At 66.3% G+C, this 17,687-nt stretch carries 18 protein-coding genes; 13 read left to right on the top strand and 5 right to left on the bottom strand.

The features are described from left to right. The first annotated feature begins 1 nt into the window (after position 1). The 4 genes from gatA (at position 2) to I6I07_RS08915 (ending at position 3,947) form a co-directional block, all read left to right on the top strand. Complete coding sequence (gatA, locus tag I6I07_RS08930) at positions 2-1,540, top strand: Asp-tRNA(Asn)/Glu-tRNA(Gln) amidotransferase subunit GatA (protein ID WP_198486370.1); 1,539 nt, start codon at positions 2-4, stop codon at positions 1,538-1,540. Positions 1,541-1,542: 2 nt separating this feature from the next. Beyond that, positions 1,543-3,000, top strand: a complete 1,458-nt coding sequence (gene gatB / locus I6I07_RS08925; protein WP_198486369.1) for an Asp-tRNA(Asn)/Glu-tRNA(Gln) amidotransferase subunit GatB — start codon at positions 1,543-1,545, stop codon at positions 2,998-3,000. Between the two features lie 126 nt (positions 3,001-3,126). After that, positions 3,127-3,378 carry a hypothetical protein gene (locus tag I6I07_RS08920; RefSeq protein WP_198486368.1) on the top strand — a complete coding sequence of 84 codons (252 nt, stop codon included), beginning with the start codon at positions 3,127-3,129 and terminating at the stop codon, positions 3,376-3,378. Further along, on the top strand, positions 3,375-3,947 hold the full coding sequence (locus tag I6I07_RS08915) for a type II toxin-antitoxin system VapC family toxin (RefSeq protein ID WP_198486367.1): 573 nt from the start codon (positions 3,375-3,377) through the stop codon (positions 3,945-3,947). Before I6I07_RS08920 ends, I6I07_RS08915 begins: the two co-directional genes overlap by 4 nt. On the opposite strand, the gene pyrE is transcribed toward I6I07_RS08915, so the two are convergent. Beyond that, complete coding sequence (gene pyrE / locus I6I07_RS08910; protein ID WP_198486366.1) at positions 3,862-4,551, bottom strand: orotate phosphoribosyltransferase; 690 nt, start codon at positions 4,549-4,551, stop codon at positions 3,862-3,864. The two genes, I6I07_RS08915 and pyrE, sit on opposite strands and share 86 nt — an antisense overlap. A gap of 134 nt (positions 4,552-4,685) precedes the next feature. On the opposite strand from pyrE, the gene I6I07_RS08905 reads away from it, so the two are divergent. Then, positions 4,686-5,474 (top strand): exodeoxyribonuclease III, encoded by a 789-nt coding sequence (locus tag I6I07_RS08905; RefSeq protein WP_198486365.1) that lies wholly within the window; start codon positions 4,686-4,688, stop codon positions 5,472-5,474. Between the two features lie 451 nt (positions 5,475-5,925). Further along, the gene (gene gdhA / locus I6I07_RS08900; protein WP_198486364.1) at positions 5,926-7,272 is read left to right on the top strand and encodes an NADP-specific glutamate dehydrogenase; all 1,347 of its coding nucleotides are present in this window, start codon (positions 5,926-5,928) and stop codon (positions 7,270-7,272) included. A gap of 99 nt (positions 7,273-7,371) precedes the next feature. Here the strand turns inward: gdhA and I6I07_RS08895 are convergent, their stop codons facing one another. After that, entirely contained in the window at positions 7,372-7,863 is a 492-nt protein-coding gene (locus I6I07_RS08895; RefSeq protein ID WP_198486363.1) for a copper chaperone PCu(A)C, read from the bottom strand. A gap of 19 nt (positions 7,864-7,882) precedes the next feature. After that, the gene (locus I6I07_RS08890) at positions 7,883-8,782 is read right to left on the bottom strand and encodes a LysR family transcriptional regulator ArgP (RefSeq protein WP_006391839.1); all 900 of its coding nucleotides are present in this window, start codon (positions 8,780-8,782) and stop codon (positions 7,883-7,885) included. A gap of 150 nt (positions 8,783-8,932) precedes the next feature. Here I6I07_RS08890 and I6I07_RS08885 point away from each other — a divergent pair, with 150 nt between their 5' ends. From I6I07_RS08885 to I6I07_RS08855, 7 genes are all read left to right on the top strand, one after another. Next, on the top strand, positions 8,933-9,565 hold the full coding sequence (locus tag I6I07_RS08885) for a LysE/ArgO family amino acid transporter (RefSeq protein ID WP_198486362.1): 633 nt from the start codon (positions 8,933-8,935) through the stop codon (positions 9,563-9,565). 5 nt (positions 9,566-9,570) lie between these two features. Beyond that, a complete protein-coding gene (locus I6I07_RS08880; RefSeq protein ID WP_198486361.1) occupies positions 9,571-9,936 on the top strand; it encodes an antibiotic biosynthesis monooxygenase family protein in 366 nt (121 codons plus the stop codon). 52 nt (positions 9,937-9,988) lie between these two features. Then, the gene (locus I6I07_RS08875; RefSeq protein WP_198486360.1) at positions 9,989-10,930 is read left to right on the top strand and encodes a LysR substrate-binding domain-containing protein; all 942 of its coding nucleotides are present in this window, start codon (positions 9,989-9,991) and stop codon (positions 10,928-10,930) included. Positions 10,931-11,195: 265 nt separating this feature from the next. Then, a complete protein-coding gene (locus I6I07_RS08870; protein ID WP_006391843.1) occupies positions 11,196-12,359 on the top strand; it encodes an ABC transporter substrate-binding protein in 1,164 nt (387 codons plus the stop codon). Between the two features lie 142 nt (positions 12,360-12,501). Beyond that, positions 12,502-13,374 (top strand): branched-chain amino acid ABC transporter permease, encoded by an 873-nt coding sequence (locus I6I07_RS08865; protein WP_035359689.1) that lies wholly within the window; start codon positions 12,502-12,504, stop codon positions 13,372-13,374. 3 nt (positions 13,375-13,377) lie between these two features. Beyond that, positions 13,378-15,300 (top strand): branched-chain amino acid ABC transporter ATP-binding protein/permease, encoded by a 1,923-nt coding sequence (locus tag I6I07_RS08860; protein ID WP_198486359.1) that lies wholly within the window; start codon positions 13,378-13,380, stop codon positions 15,298-15,300. Between the two features lie 16 nt (positions 15,301-15,316). Beyond that, positions 15,317-16,039 (top strand): ABC transporter ATP-binding protein, encoded by a 723-nt coding sequence (locus tag I6I07_RS08855; protein WP_047992089.1) that lies wholly within the window; start codon positions 15,317-15,319, stop codon positions 16,037-16,039. 487 nt (positions 16,040-16,526) lie between these two features. Here I6I07_RS08855 and I6I07_RS08850 read toward each other — a convergent pair whose 3' ends face one another. Together I6I07_RS08850 and I6I07_RS08845 are read right to left on the bottom strand one after the other, a co-directional pair. Further along, on the bottom strand, positions 16,527-16,955 hold the full coding sequence (locus I6I07_RS08850) for an organic hydroperoxide resistance protein (RefSeq protein ID WP_006391847.1): 429 nt from the start codon (positions 16,953-16,955) through the stop codon (positions 16,527-16,529). Positions 16,956-17,108: 153 nt separating this feature from the next. Continuing rightward, the gene (locus tag I6I07_RS08845; protein WP_198486358.1) at positions 17,109-17,570 is read right to left on the bottom strand and encodes a MarR family winged helix-turn-helix transcriptional regulator; all 462 of its coding nucleotides are present in this window, start codon (positions 17,568-17,570) and stop codon (positions 17,109-17,111) included. Positions 17,571-17,687: the final 117 nt, after the last annotated feature.

Genomic DNA, 17,687 nt, shown 5'->3' with positions numbered 1-17,687 from the left:
CATGACCCAACCCGCCCTGCACACCCAATTCGAGGGGATCGCCGCCCTGCGCGCGGCCCTCGCCCAACGCCAGGTCAGCGCCGTCGAGCTGGCGCAAAGCTCGCTGGCGGCCGCCGAGTCGGCCAGCAGCCTGAACGCCTTCTTACATATTGATGCCGAATTGACGCTGGCCCAGGCCCGCGCCGCCGACGCCGCGCTGGCCGCCGGCAATGCCGGCCCGCTGGCCGGCGTGCCCATCGCCCACAAGGACGCCTTCGTCACCCGCGGCTGGCGCACCACCGCCGGCAGCAAGATGCTGGACGGCTACGTCAGCCCGTTCGACGCCACCGTGGTCGAGCGCCTGCAGGCCGCCGGCGCCGTGTCGCTGGGCAAGCTCAACTGCGACGAATTCGCCATGGGCTCGGGCAACGAGAACTCGGCCTACGGCGTGGTCCGCAACCCCTGGGATCCGGCCGCCGTGCCCGGCGGCTCGTCGGGCGGTTCGGCCGCGGCCGTCGCCGCGCGCCTGGTGGCCGCCACCACCGGCACCGACACCGGCGGCTCGGTGCGCCAGCCCGCCGCGCTGTGCGGCGTCAGCGGCATCAAGCCGACCTACGGCACCGTCTCGCGCTACGGCATGGTCGCCTTCGGCTCCAGCCTGGACCAGGCCGGCCCGCTGGCCCCCAGCAGCCGCGACCTGCTCGAACTGCTGGACGTCATCAGCGGCTTCGACCCGCGCGACGCCACCAGCCTGGAAAAATGCGACGCCGCCGCCAACGAACCGGGCCGCGTGCGGCGCGATTTCGATGCCGCGCAGGGCAAGTTCGACGCCGCCGGCAGCCAGCCCCTGAAGGGCCTGCGCATCGGCGTGCCCGAGGAATACTTCGGCGCCGGCCTGGCGCCGGACGTGGCTGCCGCGGTACAGGCCGCCCTGGCCCAGTTCGAGGCCCTGGGCGCGGTGCGCGTGCCGGTGTCGCTGCCGCGCACCGAACTGGCCATTCCCGCCTACTACGTCATCGCCCCCGCCGAAGCGTCCAGCAACCTGGCCCGCTACGACGGCGTGCGCTACGGCCACCGCGCCGCGCAGTATGGCGACCTGAACGAGATGATCAGCCGCTCGCGCGCCGAAGGCTTCGGCGACGAGGTCAAGCGCCGCATCCTGATCGGCACCTACGTGCTGTCGCACGGCTACTACGACGCCTACTACCTGCAGGCCCAGCGCCTGCGCCGCATGATCGCCCAGGACTTCCAGCGCGCCTTCGCCGGCCAGTGCGACGTCATCATGGGCCCGGTGACCCCGACGGTGGCCAAGAACATCGGCGACAACCGCGACGATCCCACCGCCGACTGGCTGGCCGACGTCTACACGCTGGGCGTCAGCCTGGCCGGCCTGCCCGCCATGTCGGTTCCGTGCGGATTTGGGGGAAGCAAGAATCTCCGCCCCGTCGGCCTGCAGATCATCGGCAACTACTTCGACGAAGGCCGCCTCCTGGCCATCGCCGACCGCTACCAACAAGTCACGACGTGGCACAAGGCCACGCCGGCCCAGCAGGACGCCTAAGCATGAACTGGGAAATCGTCATCGGCCTGGAAACGCACACCCAGCTTTCCACCGACTCCAAGATCTTTTCGGGCAGCAGCACCGAATTCGGCGCCGCGCCCAACACCCACGCCAACGAGGTCGACCTGGCCCTGCCGGGCAGCCTGCCGGTCATGAACCGCGGCGCCGCCGAACGCGCCATCCGCTTCGGCCTGGCGGTCGGCGCCGAGATCGCGCCGCGCTCGGTGTTCGCGCGCAAGAACTACTTCTACCCCGACCTGCCCAAGGGCTACCAGATCAGCCAGTACGAGCTGCCGGTGGTGGTGGGCGGCTCGCTGTCGTTCTTCGTCGGCGAGGAAGAGAAAACAGTCAACCTGACGCGCGCCCACCTGGAAGAAGACGCCGGCAAGTCGCTGCACGACGACTTCGCCCTGGCCAACGGCTCGCCGGCCAGCGGCATCGACCTGAACCGCGCCGGCACGCCGCTGCTGGAAATCGTCACCGAGCCAGAAATGCGCTCGGCCGCCGAGGCCGTGTCCTACGCCCGCGCCCTGCACAGCCTGGTGGTGTGGCTCGGCATCTGCGACGGCAACATGCAGGAAGGCTCGTTCCGCTGCGACGCCAACGTCTCCGTGCGCCCGGTCGGCCAGAAGGAATTCGGCACCCGCACCGAGATCAAGAACGTCAACTCGTTCCGCTTCCTGGAACGCGCCATCACCTATGAAGCGCGGCGCCAGATCGAGCTGATCGAGGACGGCGGCACCGTGGTCCAGGAAACCCGCCTGTACGACGCCGACCGCGACGAAACCCGCAGCATGCGCAGCAAGGAAGACGCGCACGACTACCGCTACTTCCCCGATCCCGACCTGCCCACGCTGGTGATCGCGCGCGAGTGGGTGGACGAGGTCCGCGCCGCCATGCCCGAGCTGCCGGCCGCCCAGCGCGCCCGCTTCGAATCCGAGTACGGCCTGCCGGCCTACGACGCCGCCCAGCTGACCGTCAGCCGCGACCTGGCCGCCTACTTCGAGGCCGTGGCGCACGCGCTGCCGGCCGGCCAGGCCAAGCTGGCCGCCAACTGGATCATGGGCGAAGTGGCCGCCACCCTGAACAAGGAAGAAAAGGCCATCGCCGAAGCCCCGGTGCAGGCGCCGGCCCTGGCCGCGCTGATCAACCGCATCATCGACGGCACCATCTCCAACAAGATCGCGCGTGAAGTGTTCGGCGCCATGTGGGCCGGCGAGAACGGCGGCCAGCCCGACGCCATCATCGACGCCCGCGGCCTCAAGCAGATCAGCGACACCGGCGCCATCGGCGCCATGATCGACGAGGTGCTGGCGGCCAATCCCGCCATCGTCGAGGAATACCGCGCCGGCAAGCAGAAGGCGTTCAACTCGCTGGTCGGCCAGATCATGAAGGCCGCGCGCGGCAAGGCCAACCCGCAGCAGGTCAACGACCTGCTCAAGCAGAAGCTGGACAGCTGATCTCCCTGCGCCGTCCCGACCTTGGGGCGGCGTGCAAGATCAGACCCATCCTAAGGCCGCGGCATCTTGTCGCGGCCTTTTGTTTGGCCAAGAATGATCCGGACGATTCCGACTGGAGATTTGGCCATGAACGCCCCCTACCTATCCATCCCACGCGAACAAGTTGCGGACCGGCTCGACGAAATGATCCAGGCCGCAAACGATGGCGTGTTCGTTGTCATCACCCAGGACGGTCTGGCGCAAGCGCAGCTCAGGCGGGTCAACCCCCTGATGACCGAGGCGGGTCACAATGCGATAGAAGAACTGAAACGGTTCCCGGGCATCCCGTACACCGACGAAGCCACCTGGTGGTATGCCGTCAAAGGGGTCCGCGAATGAAGCTCGTGCTAGATGCCTCGGTCGCGTTGAGCTGGCTGCGATTGCCCAGCCAAACCTGCAGCGAACAGGCGTTTGCCATCCTGGACGACCTGAACGGCGAAGCCGTCCTGGTCCCGCAGATCTGGCCAATGGAAGTGGCTCAAGGCGCCTTGCGCGTCGAGCGGCAGCAGCAAGCCACGGCAGCCACACTGGCCAAATTCTCTGCCGTGCTGAACAGCGTGCCCGTCGTCAACGAATCGCGCCCTTCTACCGCCTGGCTGCCTCAATGCGAGCGGCTCGCCCGCGAACACGGGCTTACCATCTATGACGCCTCGTACCTGGAACTCGCGCTATGGCGCGGCGCCGCGCTGGCCACGTTCGACAAAAGTCTGGCGCAGGCGGCCCAGGCGAGCGGCGTGTTGGTCGTCGGGCATGAACCAGCCCACAGGCTCGAAGAACCTGTCCTGCGATACGGCGGCCGGCACTGCCTTGCCGGACTCGCGCTTACTTCACCCCGTACTTCGTCCGGTACGCCTGCACCGCGTCGCGGTGCTCGGCAAACGCGGCGTCGTCCTGCAGCAGCGCCATGATGTCCGCCAGCGACGCGATCGCCACCACCGGGATGCCGTAGGTCTTGGCCACGTCCTGCACCGCCGAGTGCGCCGACAGCGCGTCGTCGGCGCCCGCGCGTTCCATGCGGTCCATGGCAATCAGCACCGCGGCCGGCTCGGCGCCGGCGTTGCGGATGATCTCCACCGACTCGCGCACCGAGGTGCCCGCGGTGATCACGTCGTCAATGATGACGACCTTGCCCTTGAGCGGCGCGCCAACCAGAGTGCCGCCTTCGCCGTGATCCTTGGCTTCCTTGCGGTTGTAGGCGAACGGCACATCGCTGCGGCCCTGCATCGCCGGATGGCCGGCCAGCGCGACGGCGGTGGCCGTGGCCAGCGGGATGCCCTTGTAGGCCGGGCCGAACAGCATGTCGAAGGCCACGCCCGAATCCAGCAGCGCCTGGGCGTAGAAGCCCGCCAGCTTGCCGACCGAACCACCGCTGTTGAACAGGCCCGCATTGAAGAAATAGGGGCTGATGCGGCCGGACTTGACCTTGAAGCTGCCGAAGCGCAACACGCCTTCGTTCAAGGCGAAGCGGACAAAGTCGAGCGAGGTGGCGGAAGCGGAGTGGGCGGCAGACATGCGAGGAGGATCCGAGAGGTGGCAAACCCCGGCATTTTATCCGTTGTCGGGGCTATTCCCGGGCAACGTCGTCGAGTCGGTTAAATTCCTGGCATTGTTCCGGCCGTTTCCGGCCGCTCTACAGGAGTCCCGCTTTGCTGCGCATCACGTCAATCAACCTCAATGGCATCCGGTCCGCCTTCCGCAAGGGCCTGCAACCCTGGATGGAGAAGCACGCCGCCGACGTGCTGTGCCTGCAGGAAATCAAGGTATCGGACGAGGATCTGACCGAAGACCTGCGCCACCCGCCCGGCTACACCGGCCACTTCCACCACGCCGTCAAGAAGGGCTACAGCGGCGTCGGCATCTACCTGCGCGATGCCGCCGAGCGCGTCAACATCGGCCTGGGCTGCGAAGAATTCGACCCCGAAGGCCGCATCATCCGCGCCGACTGGAAGAACCTGTCCGTCATCAGCGCCTACCTGCCGTCGGGCTCCAGCGGCGACGAACGCCAGCAGGCCAAGTACCGCTTCCTGGACCGCTTCGGCCCGTGGATCGATGCGCTGATGCACGAGCACAAGACGACCGGCCGCGAATTCATCATCTGTGGCGACTGGAACATCGCCCACAAGGAAATCGACCTGAAGAACTGGAAGGGCAACCTGAAGAACTCCGGTTTCCTGCCCGAGGAACGCGCCTGGCTGACCGATGTGTTCGACAAGCGCGGCTTCGTCGACGTGTTCCGCACCATCGACGACCGGCCCGACCAATACACCTGGTGGAGCAATCGCGGCCAGGCCTGGGCCAAGAACGTCGGGTGGCGCATCGACTACCAGATCGCCACGCCGGGCATCGCCGCCCGCGCCCGCAGCGTCGCCATCTACAAGGACGAGCGCTTTTCCGACCACGCGCCGTTGACCATCGACTACGACGCCACGCTTTGAAGCCCCGGGCGGCGGAACCGGGATTACGCCGCCCGCGCATGATCTGACTCAAAATATAATTAGGGACATATAAAGTGGAAAGGGACCTGCCGAAATAGGACCATGCCCTGCTTCGGAGATGGATTCCCCTATGAGACGGGCATCCCTCACCGCTTTCAAAAATTGAATAATATTAGGGACGTATTAATTTTCCCTGTGAATTCAATGCCTCACGGTCTTCCCTATGGCAGCAGGGGTTCCCTCTCCCTTGGTCAAAGTCTTATGCGTCCCCAATAAAATAAGAAAAAAGTGCTTTGATATCAAGGTGATGGCGCGCTTTTCGGCTTTGCGCGGGGCAACAAATTAGCCCTACAATCTCGCACCAAGCCGGTGCGCATTGCACCAATTCGGAGATTCGACGCCCCAAAACAGCGCATCTCCGCACTCATTCGAACCCCCCCCCAAGGAGATCATGTTGAAAGTGCAGCGTCTGGACGACTTCCTGCGTAGCGTCGCCGTGCGCGATCCGCAGCAACCGGAATTCATGCAAGCCGTCCAGGAGGTGATGCTGAGCCTGTGGCCTTTCATCGAAAAGCACCCCCACTACGCCGAGCACGCCCTGCTCGAGCGCCTGGTGGAGCCGGAACGCGTGATCCAGTTCCGCGTGTGCTGGACCGACGACAAGGGCCAGGCGCAGGTCAACCGCGCTTTCCGCATCCAGCACAGCTCGGCCATCGGCCCGTTCAAGGGCGGCATGCGCTTCCACCCCTCGGTGAACCTGTCGATCCTGAAGTTCCTGGCATTCGAGCAGACCCTGAAGAACTCGCTGACCACGCTGCCCATGGGCGGCGGCAAGGGCGGTTCCGACTTCGACCCCAAAGGCAAGTCCGACGCTGAAGTCATGCGCTTCTGCCAGGCCCTGATGATCGAGCTTTACCGCCACCTGGGTCCGGACACCGACGTGCCGGCCGGCGACATCGGCGTGGGCGCGCGTGAGGTCGGCTTCATGGCCGGCATGATGAAGAAACTGTCGAACTCCACCGCCAGCGTCTTCACCGGCAAGGGCCTGACCTTCGGCGGCAGCCTGATCCGCCCCGAAGCCACCGGCTACGGCACCGTCTACTTCGCCGAGGAAATGCTCAAGCGCGTCGGCAAGTCGTTCGACGGCCTGCGCGTGTCGGTCTCGGGCTCGGGCAACGTAGCCCAGTACGCCATCGAAAAGGCCATGGCGCTGGGCGCCAAGGTCGTGACGGTGTCCGACTCGAACGGCACGGTGGTCGACGAAGCCGGCTTCAACCACGAGAAGCTGGTGGCGCTGATGCACGTCAAGAACGACCTGCGCGGCCGCCTGGACACCTATGCCCGCCAATTCGGCCTGGCCTACGAACCCGGCAAGCGCCCGTGGCACGTGCCGGTGGACGTCGCCCTGCCCTGCGCCACCCAGAACGAACTGGAACTGGCCGATGCCGAAACGCTGATCAAGAACGGCGTGCAGTGCGTGGCCGAGGGCGCCAACATGCCCGCCACCCTGGACGCCGCCAAGGCCTTCATCGCCGCCCGCGTGCTGTACGCCCCGGGCAAGGCCAGCAACGCCGGTGGCGTGGCCGTGTCGGGCCTGGAAATGGCCCAGAACTCGGCCCGCCTGTCGTGGACCCGCGAAGAAGTGGACGCCCGCCTGCACGCCATCATGCGCGACATCCACGAGAACTGCGTGCGCCACGGTCACAGCGAGCGCGAGTACGTGAACTACCTGGACGGCGCCAACATCGCCGGCTTCGTCAAGGTCGCGGACGCGATGCGCCAGCAAGGGCTGTACTGATCGACACGCCGGCGCCCCCGGGCGCCGGCTGGCGGCAAAAGAAAGGCGGCAGGCTCGAACAGCCTGCCGCCTTTCTTCATTCCGGACCGCCCGGCGGGATCAGTGCTTCATCGCGCCGTGGTCGTGGCTCATGCCGGGGTTGTGCGAAGCCGGCTTGACCTTGAACTGCACCGCCACCTCGCCCGCCTTCTCGAACCTGAGCGTAGCCGGCACCGTGGCGCCCTCGGCGAACGGCGCCTTCAGCTTGATGAACATGACGTGGTAGCCGCCCGGGGACAGCTTGACCTCGCCGTTGGCCGGCAGCGCGATGCCGCCCTCGACCTGGCGCATCTTGGCCACGCCGTTGGCGGTCTCCACCGTATGCAGCTCGACGCGCTCGGCGGCATCGGACGAGATCGACAGCAGGCGGTCGGCCGTCTTAGCCTCGTTGTCGATGTCCATGTAGCCGGCGCCGTTGGACTGGCCCGGGGCAGACGCGCGCACCCAGAGATCATCGACCTCGACCTCGCCGACCTTGTAGTCCTTGGCCCAGGCCGAACCGGCCGCGCACAGGCCCAGGATGGCGACAGCGGCGAACTTGCGGATGTTCATGGGGTGTTCTCCTATGGGGTTAACGCCGCCGGACCAGGCTGCGGGCGGCTGACAGGACCGAATCCGTCAAAGCTTCCATCGCTTCGGAGTTTACCCGCCAATGCTGCCAGTACAGCGGCACATCCTCCCAGGCGCGCCCCCGCAGCAGCACCAGATGACCTGCGTCAAGGTGTTCCTGCACCAGCGGCAGCGGATTCATGGTCCAGCCCAGCCCGCCCAGCGTCGCCTGCACGAAGGCGCGGGTGGATGGCACCCACCAGACTGGCGGCTGCCACGGCGCCGGATCGGAGATCTTGTGGGCGAAGCGCGCCTGCAGCGCGTCCTTGCGGTTGAACACCAGCACCGGCGCCTGCGCCAGCGTCTGCGCGTTCACCCCCTGCGCGAAATAGCGCTTGTGGAAGGCCGGCGTGCACGTCGCCACGTAGCGCATGCTGCCCAGCGCATGGATGCGGCAGCCCTGCACCGGATCGGCCAGCGTCGTCACCGCGCCCAGCACCGACCCGTTGCGCAGCAGCGCGGCGGTGTGGTCCTGGTCCTCGGACTGCATGTCGAGCGTGGCGCGGGTGCGGCTGGAAAACTGCAACGCCGCGTCGACGAACCAGGTTTCCAGGCTGTCGTGGTTGACCGCGATGGGGATGCTGGCGTGCGGCACGTCGTCGTCCGCCACGCCCAGCCGGTTCAGCGCGTCATGTTCCAGCAGCGCCGTCTGCTCGGCCAGCTGCACCAGCACCTGGCCATCGCCAGTGGCGGCGGCCGGCACGGTGCGCTGGACCAGCAGCCGGCCCATGCGGTCTTCAAGCGCCTTGATCCGCTGCGAGACCGCCGACGGCGTCACGCTCAGCGCCAGCGCGGCGCGCTCGAAACTGCCTTCGCGCACCACCGCGGCCAGGGCGCGCAGGTTGCCGTGATCGATTTTCATTGAATTAGTTTTGCTTAAGATAGTGAAGGAAAATTAGCTGTATTTCATATTGGCCGCAAGCGAAAATGATGCATTGCCGGTATGCGCGACGCTGCCGGCCCGGTTTCCCAAGCGCCACCACAAGGCGTTGCAGTCAAAAGGTTCGCAGTCATGTTCGCCACGTTGTCATCCCCCCTCTTCCTCACCGCCTGGGCCAGCGGCACGGCCACCGGGCTGGGCCTGTTCGCCGTCGTCGGCGCGCAAAGCGCGTTCATCCTGCGCCAGGGATTGATGCGCGCGCACCTGCTGTCCGTGGTCGCCATCTGCGCGCTGATCGACGCGATCTTCATCTTCGCCAGCGTCTCGGGCCTGCAGGCCCTGACCGCCTGGTTCCCGTGGCTGACCGCCGCGGTGCTGTGGTTCGGCGTGGCGTTCCTCACCTGGTACGCGCTGCAATCGGCGCGCCGCGCCTGGACCGCCACCGGCGGGCTGGCCGCCGCGCGCGACGTGGTGCCCTCGCGCCGCGCCGCGATGCTGGGCGCGCTGGGCTTTTCGCTGCTGAACCCGCACTTCTGGCTCGACATGGTGGTGGTGGGCTCGCTGGCCCACGGCTTCGATGACGCCCGCATGGCGTTCGCCGCCGGCGCCTTCACCGCCAGCCTGCTGTGGCTGGCCGTGCTGGGCATCGGTTCGCGCCTGTTCGCGCGCTTTTTCGCCAGCGCCTCGGCCTGGCGCGTGCTGGACGGCGTCATCGCCGTGGTCATGGCCGGCCTGGCGATCAGCCTGGCGGTCAAGGGCGTCTGACGGCCGTGCCCGACGCCGCCGCCTGTCCCGCCAGCCCCGCCCGCTCGGGGCCGGCGCGCTATACCGCCACCTTCATCTTCGCCAAGAAACAGTTCGACGACGACTTTCACCGGCTCGACCAGGCCATCGCCGAGGCGGCCCGGGCCACCCCCGGCTACCTGGGCGAAGAAGCCTGGGAAGATCCCGCGCACGGCCTGTACGCCAACGTCTACTACTGGGAATCGCTGGAAGCCCTGGAGGCCCTGATCCGCCACCCCGTCCACCAGCAGGCCAAGGCGGCGCAATCGCGCTGGCTGGACGGCTACCGGGTCGTCATCGCCCAGGTGCTAAGGGAATACGGGGACGGACTGCCGGGCCCAGCACTTTTATAATCACCGGGTTGCCACTCTTTCGTCGGGCGCATGGCCGGCCCGCCAGACGATCATGCGCGGACCCTCTCCCTCCAAAGACGTGCGCCTGCCGCCCCTGGCCGCCATCCAGGCCTTCGAGGCGGCCGCCCGGCTCGGCTCGTTCGAGCGCGCCAGCGAAGAACTGTTCGTCACCGCCAGCGCCATCGGCAAGCGCATCGCCGCGCTGGAGGCGCAGCTCGACGTCACCCTGTTCATCCGCAGCAGCCGCGGCGCCACCCTGAGCGCCGCCGGGCGCGAATACCTGGAACAGGTGCGCACCGCGCTGGACCTGCTGTCGGACGCCTCGCTGCACAAGCGCGGCGAACCCAAGCTCGAACCCCTGCGGGTCGTGTCCACGCCCACCTTCGCCCGCCAGGTGCTGATCCCCGCCCTGCCCGGCTTCACCGCCGCCCATCCCGACGTCGAACTGGAGATCATGCTGTCCATTCCCTACCTGGACATCATGCCGCCCAACGCCGACGTCTGGATCCGCTTCGGCAGCGGCAAGTACCCCGGCCTGCATGCCCGCCCGCTGACCAGCGACCCGGTGTTCGCCGTGTGCTCGCCGGCCTACCGCGACACCCATGGCCCCTTCGACCGCCCCCAGGACCTGTCGCGCGCCGCCCTGCTGCGCTGCCCGATGGAGCCCTGGCGCCCGTGGCTGGCCGCGGCGGGACTGGACTGGCCCGAGCCCGCCCGCGGCGTCTGGCTGGTCGACCTGGGCATGATGCTGGCGGCCGCCCGCGCCGGCCAGGGTATCGCCCTGACCCGCCGCACGCTCGCCGCCGAATGGCTCGACGAAGGCAAATTGCTGCGCGTGCTCGACATCGAGACCCCGGGCGAATCGCAGTACCACCTGTGCACCGAAATCTCACGTCCGCCCGGCGGCGCGGCCCAAGCGTTTTCCCTATGGCTGGCCGAGGTCTGCGAACGCGCATCCCAATGGCCACGCGGCCTGCCGGCCATGCCGGAATAAATTTCCAGCCCCGGGCGGAAGGAAATTCCGCGCACCATGACGCATCGCTGGCTAGGATGCGCCGAACATGGCCGCGCCTGACCCACAACCCGTGCGTCCGTACTAGGTATTTACGCGGAAAAACCCCGCCGGGTCAGATTCGCGTAAGCGATTAAGCAGACAGTCACAACACGCAACAGGAGTGCGCCACCCATCTTCTTTCCTCGCCGCCTGGCGCCGGCACACGGTTTTCCACGCAGTTCTACTAATTACAACGGAGACATCCATGGATTTTCGTTTGAAGCTGCTTGCAGGAACCCTTGCTTTTGCCGTATCGGCCGCGGGCTACGCCGCCGACCCCATCAAGATCGGCGTGGCCGGTCCCTACACCGGGGGCTCGTCCTCCATGGGCGTCAGCATGCGCGACGGCGTGCGCCTGGCCATCGAGGAAATCAACAAGGGCGGCGGCGTGCTCGGCCGGCAACTGGTCGCGGTGGAACGTGACGACGAAGCCAAGAACGAGCGCGGCGTGCAGATCGCCCAGGAACTGATCAACAAGGAGCAGGTCACCGCCACGGTCGGCTACATCAACACCGGCGTGGCGCTGGCCTCGCAGCGCTTCTACCAGGACGCCAAGATCCCGGTGTTCAACAACGTCGCCACCGGCAGCGTCATCACGCACCAGTTCAAGGCGCCGGAATACCCGGACAACTACGTGTTCCGCAACGCGGCGCACGACAGCATCCAGGCGCCGATGATCGTCGAGGAGGCCGTGACCCGCCGCGGCTTCAAGAAGGTCGCGATCCTGGCCGACTCCACCAACTACGGCCAGCTCGGCCGCGAGGACCTGGAAAAGGCCCTGGACGCCAAGGGCATCAAGCCGGTGGCGGTCGAGAAGTTCAACATCAAGGACGTCGACATGACGGCCCAGCTGCTCAAGGCCAAGGCCGCGGGCGCCGAAGCCGTGCTGACCTACGGCATCGGCCCCGAGCTGGCGCAGATCGCCAACGGCATGGCCAAGCTGGGCTGGAAGGTGCCGATCATCGGCAGCTGGACGCTGTCGATGGCCAACTACATCGACAACTCCGGCGCCAACGGCGAGGGCGCGCGCATGCCGCAGACCTTCATCCAGGATCCGGACACGCCCAAGCGCAAGGCCTTCATCGACGCCTACCTGGCCAAGTTCAAGCCCAAGAACAACCGCATCGACTCGCCGGTGTCGGCGGCCCAGGGCTACGACTCGATCTTCCTGCTGGCCGCGGCCATCAAGCAGGCCAACTCCACGGAAGGCCCGAAGATCCGTGAAGCGCTCGAGAACCTGCAGACGCCCGTCGAAGGCGTAGTGATGACCTACAACAAACCCTTCACCCACGACAACCACGACGCCATCGGCGTCAAGGAAGTGGTCATCGGCGAGGTCAAGGGCGGCCGCGTGGTCAAGGCCAACTAAGTTCGTCCGAAGCAATGCGGCGGCGGCTGCCCGGTCGCCGCCGCCGGCGTCCCCGCGCGCGGGGCGCCGGCATGCAGTCGCCTGACAACAGCGTTCTGCCCAAGGGGGTTGGGACGGAACACAGCGCCTCACGACACACACCATGATTCTTCTACAGCTTATCTATAGCGGTATCGCGCTAGGCATGATCTATGCCGTCATCGCGTTCGGGTACCAGCTCACCTTCGCCACGTCCGGCACCCTGAACTTCGGCCAGGGCGAAGCCCTGATGCTGGGCGCGCTGGTCGGGCTCACGCTGGTCGGCCTGGGCGTGAACTACTGGGTCATGATTCCCATCGTCTGCCTCTTCGGCTTCGCGCAAGGCGTGCTGGTCGAACGGGTCGGCGTGCGGCCGGCCATCAAGACGCGCTCCGAGTTCGGCTGGATCATGGCCACCATCGCGCTGGGCATCATCTTCAAGAACGTGGCCGAGAACATCTGGGGCCGCGACGACCTGCGCTTTCCCTCGCCGCTGCCCGAGGCGCCGATCGAGGTGCTGGGCGCCAACGTGCTGCCGATGGAATTGCTGGTGGTGTTCGGCGCGCTGGCCATGATGCTGCTGGTGGAAGTGTTCAACCGCAAGTCCATCTACGGCAAGGCCTTCGTCGCTACGTCCAATGACCGCGACGCCGCCGGCCTGATGGGCATCAACACCGGCATGGTGATCACGTTTTCGTATGCCCTGTCGTCGCTGACCGCCGCCTTCGCGGGCGTGCTGGTGGCGCCGCTGACGCTGACTGGCGCCACCATGGGCGCGGTGCTCGGCCTGAAGGCCTTCGCCGTCGCCATCATCGGCGGCCTGTCCAGCGGCATGGGCGTGGTGGTGGGCGGGCTGATCCTGGGGATCGCCGAGACCACGACCGGCTTCTATCTTTCGACGGGGTACAAAGACGTGCCGGGACTGGTCCTGCTGCTGCTCGTACTGACCTTCAAGCCCGCCGGCCTGTTCGGCAAGACCGCGATCAAGAAGGTGTAAGCGATGAAACCCCTGCACCTTCTGCTATCCATCGTGGCCGTGGCCTGCCTGGCCGCCGTGCCGCTGGGCGTGACCAACACGTATTACCTGCACCTGATCGAAACCATCATGATCTATTCGATCCTGCTGTTCGGGCTCGATATCGTGGTGGGCTATACCGGCCAGGTATCGCTGGGCCATGCCGGCCTGTTCGGCATCGGCTCGTATGTGGCCGGCGTGCTGTTCTTCCACCTGCAGATGCCGATCTGGGTGATCCTGCCAGCCGCCATCCTGATCGCGGCGGCCTTCGGCGCGGTGCTGGCGCTGCCGGCGCTGCGGGTCACCGGGCCGTACCTGGCGATGGTGACGCTGGCCTTTGGCACCATCATCCAGATCCTGATCAACGAGATGACCTTCATGACCGAGGGCCCGCTCGGCATCAAGATCCCCAAGCCGTCGATCGGCGGACACATCCTGACCAAGAGCGAGTACTTCTGGCTGGTGGCGGCGTTGCTGGTGCTGTCGCTGATCGTGGTGCACCGGATCCTGAAATCGCACCTGGGCCGCTCGTTCGAAGCCTTGCGCGACAGCCCGATCGCCTCGGACTGCATGGGCGTGTCGGTCTACCGGCACAAGGTGTTCGCCTTCGTCATCAGCGCCGGTTTCGCCGGCCTGGCGGGCGCGCTGTATTCCTATTCCGAGCAGTACATCTCGCCCAACACCTACAACTTCGAACTGACCATCCTGTTCCTGCTGGCTATCATCATGGGCGGGCGCAAGAGCCGCACCGGCGCGCTGCTGGGCGCGTCGATCATCGTGCTGCTGCCCAAGATGCTGGACGATATCGGCACCTTCCGCCTGATCGCGCTGGGCGTGGCGATCCTGGTGACGGTCGGTAGCGCCATCGCCATCTCCAAGGGCCGCACCGAGGCCCGCCGCGTGGCGGTGCCGGTGATCGGCACCATCCTGCTGGCGGTGTTCTCGTACTGGCTGGACGCGGTGACCGACTGGCGCCTGACGATCTTCGGCGCCATGATCCTGTTCGTCGTGTACTACCTGCCCGACGGCATCGTCGGCTTCGTGCGCAACCTGTTCTTCTCGACCCGCCGCGCGGCGCTGTCGGTCAAGCAGGACCTGGTCAAGGGACAGGAGGCCGTTCCCGACGCGGCGCGCGGCCAGGGCGAGACGCTGCTGGCGGCCAAACAGGTGCTGATGCAGTTCGGCGGCCTGAAGGCGCTGAACCAGGTCGACCTGACGGTCAAGCGCGGCACCATCCACGGGCTGATCGGGCCGAACGGCTCGGGCAAGAGCACCATGATGAACGTGCTGACCGGCATCTACGTGCCAACGGCCGGTTCGGTGGAGTTCTCCGGCAAGTCGCTGGTGGGCCTGGCGCCGGCCGACATCGCGGCCACCGGCATCGCGCGCACGTTCCAGAACGTGCAGCTGTTCGGCGAGATGACGGCGCTGGAGAACGTGCTGGTCGGCCTGCACCACACCTTCACCACGGGGTTGGCCGGCATCGCGCTGCGCACGCCGAAGTGGAAGGGCGAGGAACAAGGCGCCCGCGCCCGCGCGCTGGCGCTGCTGGAATTTGTCGGCCTGGAGAGCATGGCTAACGAAGAGGCCCGCAACCTGCCCTACGGCAAGCAGCGCCTGCTGGAGATCGCCCGCGCGCTGGCGCTGGATCCGCAATTGCTGCTGCTGGACGAACCGGCGGCCGGCCTGACGGCGCCCGACATCGTCGAGCTGCTGGCCATCATCCGCAAGGTGCGCGACCACGGCATCACGCTGATCCTGATCGAGCACCACATGGATGTGGTGATGGGAGTGTGCGACACCGTGTCGGTGCTGGACTTCGGCCAGAAGATCGCCGAGGGGCTGCCCAACGAAGTGCAGAGCAACGCCAAGGTTATCGAGGCGTATCTGGGCGGCGCGCCCGCCTGACGCCAAGGACGACAACATGCTATCGATCAAGAATCTGGAAGCGGGCTACGGGAAGGTGAAGGTGCTGCACGGCATCAGCATGGAGGTCCCGAAGGCCAAGGTGGTGACGTTGATCGGCTCGAATGGGGCCGGCAAGACGACGACGATGCGGGCGCTGTCGGGGATGATCCGGCCGACCGCGGGCGAGGTCACGCTGGGCGGCAAGCGCATCGACGGGCTGGAATCGCATCGGATCGCGCGGCTGGGGCTGGCGCATTCGCCGGAAGGGCGGCGGGTGTTTCCGACGCTGTCGGTGACCGACAACCTGCTGTTGGGCGCGTTTCCGCGCTTGACGGGGAGTCGGCCCAAGGGCGACGTGCAGGCGGATCTGGGACGGGCGATGGATCTGTTCCCTCGCCTGAAGGAGCGGCGCGAGCAGCTGGCCGGAACGCTGTCCGGCGGCGAGCAGCAGATGCTGGCGATGGCGCGGGCGGTGATGCTGAATCCGGAGCTGGTGCTGCTGGATGAGCCGTCGATGGGGTTGGCGCCGATCCTGGTGGAAGAGGTTTTCCGGATCATTGCGCGGCTCAAGGATGAAGGGGTGACGATGTTGCTGGTCGAGCAGTTCGCGGCGGCGGCGTTGAATGTGGCTGATTATGGGTATGTGTTGGAGAATGGGCGGATTTCTGTGCATGGGAGTGCGGAGAAGTTGAAGCATGATCCGGCGGTGGTGGCGGCTTATCTTGGGGGGGCACACTGAGTTTTTTTGCTGGCATGGGGTTGAGTTCTTGAGACGCACGGCGGGGCGGCGGCCGGTGGCGGGCGGGGCTACGATTGCGGTCCGGAGCGTTCGCTCCGGACTGCCCCGTCCTCATCTTCGTCCAGGCCTTCGGCCTTCCCTTCAGATTCCGTCGGGCGCATCTACACGCCCCGCCCGCCACCGGCCGCCGCCCCGCCGTGCTCGCGATTTCTCTGGTACCTGCGTTGCTGGGAAGAGCTGTGTGCTTGGCCTTCTTTTGACGCGGTTACTCGTCATCGAAGATCTTGCGGGGCCAGCCCAAAGGCGGCCGCGCGGGCGGCCTTTTTGGGCTTACAGGGTGTTTGGGCGTTGGCGGATGACGCTGCGCGCGGATGGAGAGCGGGTTGGTGGGTCGCCTGCTCTTGGAGTGATGCGGATGAAAAAAAGGCAGGATTGCGCGTGGCGCAATCCTGCCTTTGCTTTTTTGCGCGCGGAACGCGCGCTTTGCTTAGACGGTGATGGTCAGGGTGACGTCGATGTTGCCGCGGGTGGCGTTCGAGTAGGGGCAGACGATGTGGGCGGCGGCGACGAGCTTTTCGGCTTCGGCGCGGTCCATGCCGGGCAGCGAGATCTTCAGTTCGGCTTCGATGCCGAAACCGGTGGGGATGGGGCCGATGCCGACCGAGCCGTCGATGGTGGCGTTGGCGGGCATGGCGATCTTGTCGCGGCCGGCGACGAACTTCATGGCGCCCATGAAGCAGGCCGAGTAGCCCACGGCGAACAGTTGCTCGGGGTTGGTGCCCGCGGCGCCGGCGCCGCCCAGTTCCTTCGGGGTGGTCAGCTTGACGTTCAGGTTGCCGTCGCTGGAGACGCCGGTGCCTTCACGGCCGCCGGTGACGTGGGCTTGGGCGCGGTACAGGACTTTTTCGATCGACATGGTGCTTTCCTTTTGGATGAAGGTTGGACTGCCGGGCTGGCGGGACCTTTCCCGCTGCGGCCCTTACTAATTAAATAGCACACAATTTCATAGCGCACTATCTTTAAGCGGGGATGACAGCATCCTGCCATCATCCACCTCAAACACGAACAATCAAAGACTGCTGACCAGCTTTTCCCGCAATTCGTGCAACGCGCGCATGGTGCCCTGCACTTCGTCGAGCGAGCACTGGGCCGCGGCGGCGATGGCGTGCGGCACGGCCTCGGCCTGTTCGCGCAGGTTGCGGCCCTGCTTTGTCAGGGTGACGATGACCTGGCGCTCGTCCTCCTGGGCCCGGGTGCGGGTGACCAGGCCTGCCGCCTCGAGCCGCTTGAGCAGGGGCGTGAGGGTGGCGGAATCCAGGAACAGGCGCTCGCCGATGTCGGTGACCGTGACTTCGTCGCGCTCCCACAGCACCAGCATGACCAGGTACTGCGGGTACGTCAGATCCAGGCCGCGCAACAGCTTGCGGTACACCTTGTTCATCGCCAGCGAGGTCGAGTACAGGGCGAAGCACAGCTGGCTGTCTAGCAGCAGCGGGTTGAACGCGCTTTTGGGCTGGGATCTGGATTTCATTGCGCAATATTAAATAGCGCGCTATTTATCGTCAAGCACTTTTTTCTCCGGCTTTTGTATCCGCCCTGGTTGTTGGACGGTTGGCGTTCCTGCGCGTGCTGCGCCGCCGCAGGAAGG

The sequence above is a fragment of the Achromobacter deleyi genome (assembly GCF_016127315.1).
GTDB classification, from domain to species: Bacteria; Pseudomonadota; Gammaproteobacteria; order Burkholderiales; family Burkholderiaceae_B; genus Achromobacter; species Achromobacter insuavis_A.
This window is presented reverse-complemented; position numbering and strand designations above follow the sequence as displayed.

What these genes read in the sequence shown, in the direction of transcription:
- I6I07_RS08870 (WP_006391843.1), top strand. Translation starts at nt 11,196, where the DNA reads ATGGATTTTCGTTTGAAGCTGCTTGCAGGAACCCTTGCTTTTGCCGTA.
- gatA (WP_198486370.1), top strand. Translation starts at nt 2, where the DNA reads ATGACCCAACCCGCCCTGCACACCCAATTCGAGGGGATCGCCGCCCTG.
- I6I07_RS08915 (WP_198486367.1), top strand. Translation starts at nt 3,375, where the DNA reads ATGAAGCTCGTGCTAGATGCCTCGGTCGCGTTGAGCTGGCTGCGATTG.
- I6I07_RS08845 (WP_198486358.1), bottom strand. Translation starts at nt 17,570, where the DNA reads ATGAAATCCAGATCCCAGCCCAAAAGCGCGTTCAACCCGCTGCTGCTA.
- I6I07_RS08890 (WP_006391839.1), bottom strand. Translation starts at nt 8,782, where the DNA reads ATGAAAATCGATCACGGCAACCTGCGCGCCCTGGCCGCGGTGGTGCGC.
- I6I07_RS08885 (WP_198486362.1), top strand. Translation starts at nt 8,933, where the DNA reads ATGTTCGCCACGTTGTCATCCCCCCTCTTCCTCACCGCCTGGGCCAGC.
- I6I07_RS08865 (WP_035359689.1), top strand. Translation starts at nt 12,502, where the DNA reads ATGATTCTTCTACAGCTTATCTATAGCGGTATCGCGCTAGGCATGATC.
- I6I07_RS08895 (WP_198486363.1), bottom strand. Translation starts at nt 7,863, where the DNA reads ATGAACATCCGCAAGTTCGCCGCTGTCGCCATCCTGGGCCTGTGCGCG.
- I6I07_RS08850 (WP_006391847.1), bottom strand. Translation starts at nt 16,955, where the DNA reads ATGTCGATCGAAAAAGTCCTGTACCGCGCCCAAGCCCACGTCACCGGC.
- I6I07_RS08875 (WP_198486360.1), top strand. Translation starts at nt 9,989, where the DNA reads ATGCGCGGACCCTCTCCCTCCAAAGACGTGCGCCTGCCGCCCCTGGCC.
- pyrE (WP_198486366.1), bottom strand. Translation starts at nt 4,551, where the DNA reads ATGTCTGCCGCCCACTCCGCTTCCGCCACCTCGCTCGACTTTGTCCGC.
- I6I07_RS08860 (WP_198486359.1), top strand. Translation starts at nt 13,378, where the DNA reads ATGAAACCCCTGCACCTTCTGCTATCCATCGTGGCCGTGGCCTGCCTG.
- I6I07_RS08920 (WP_198486368.1), top strand. Translation starts at nt 3,127, where the DNA reads ATGAACGCCCCCTACCTATCCATCCCACGCGAACAAGTTGCGGACCGG.
- gdhA (WP_198486364.1), top strand. Translation starts at nt 5,926, where the DNA reads ATGTTGAAAGTGCAGCGTCTGGACGACTTCCTGCGTAGCGTCGCCGTG.
- I6I07_RS08855 (WP_047992089.1), top strand. Translation starts at nt 15,317, where the DNA reads ATGCTATCGATCAAGAATCTGGAAGCGGGCTACGGGAAGGTGAAGGTG.
- gatB (WP_198486369.1), top strand. Translation starts at nt 1,543, where the DNA reads ATGAACTGGGAAATCGTCATCGGCCTGGAAACGCACACCCAGCTTTCC.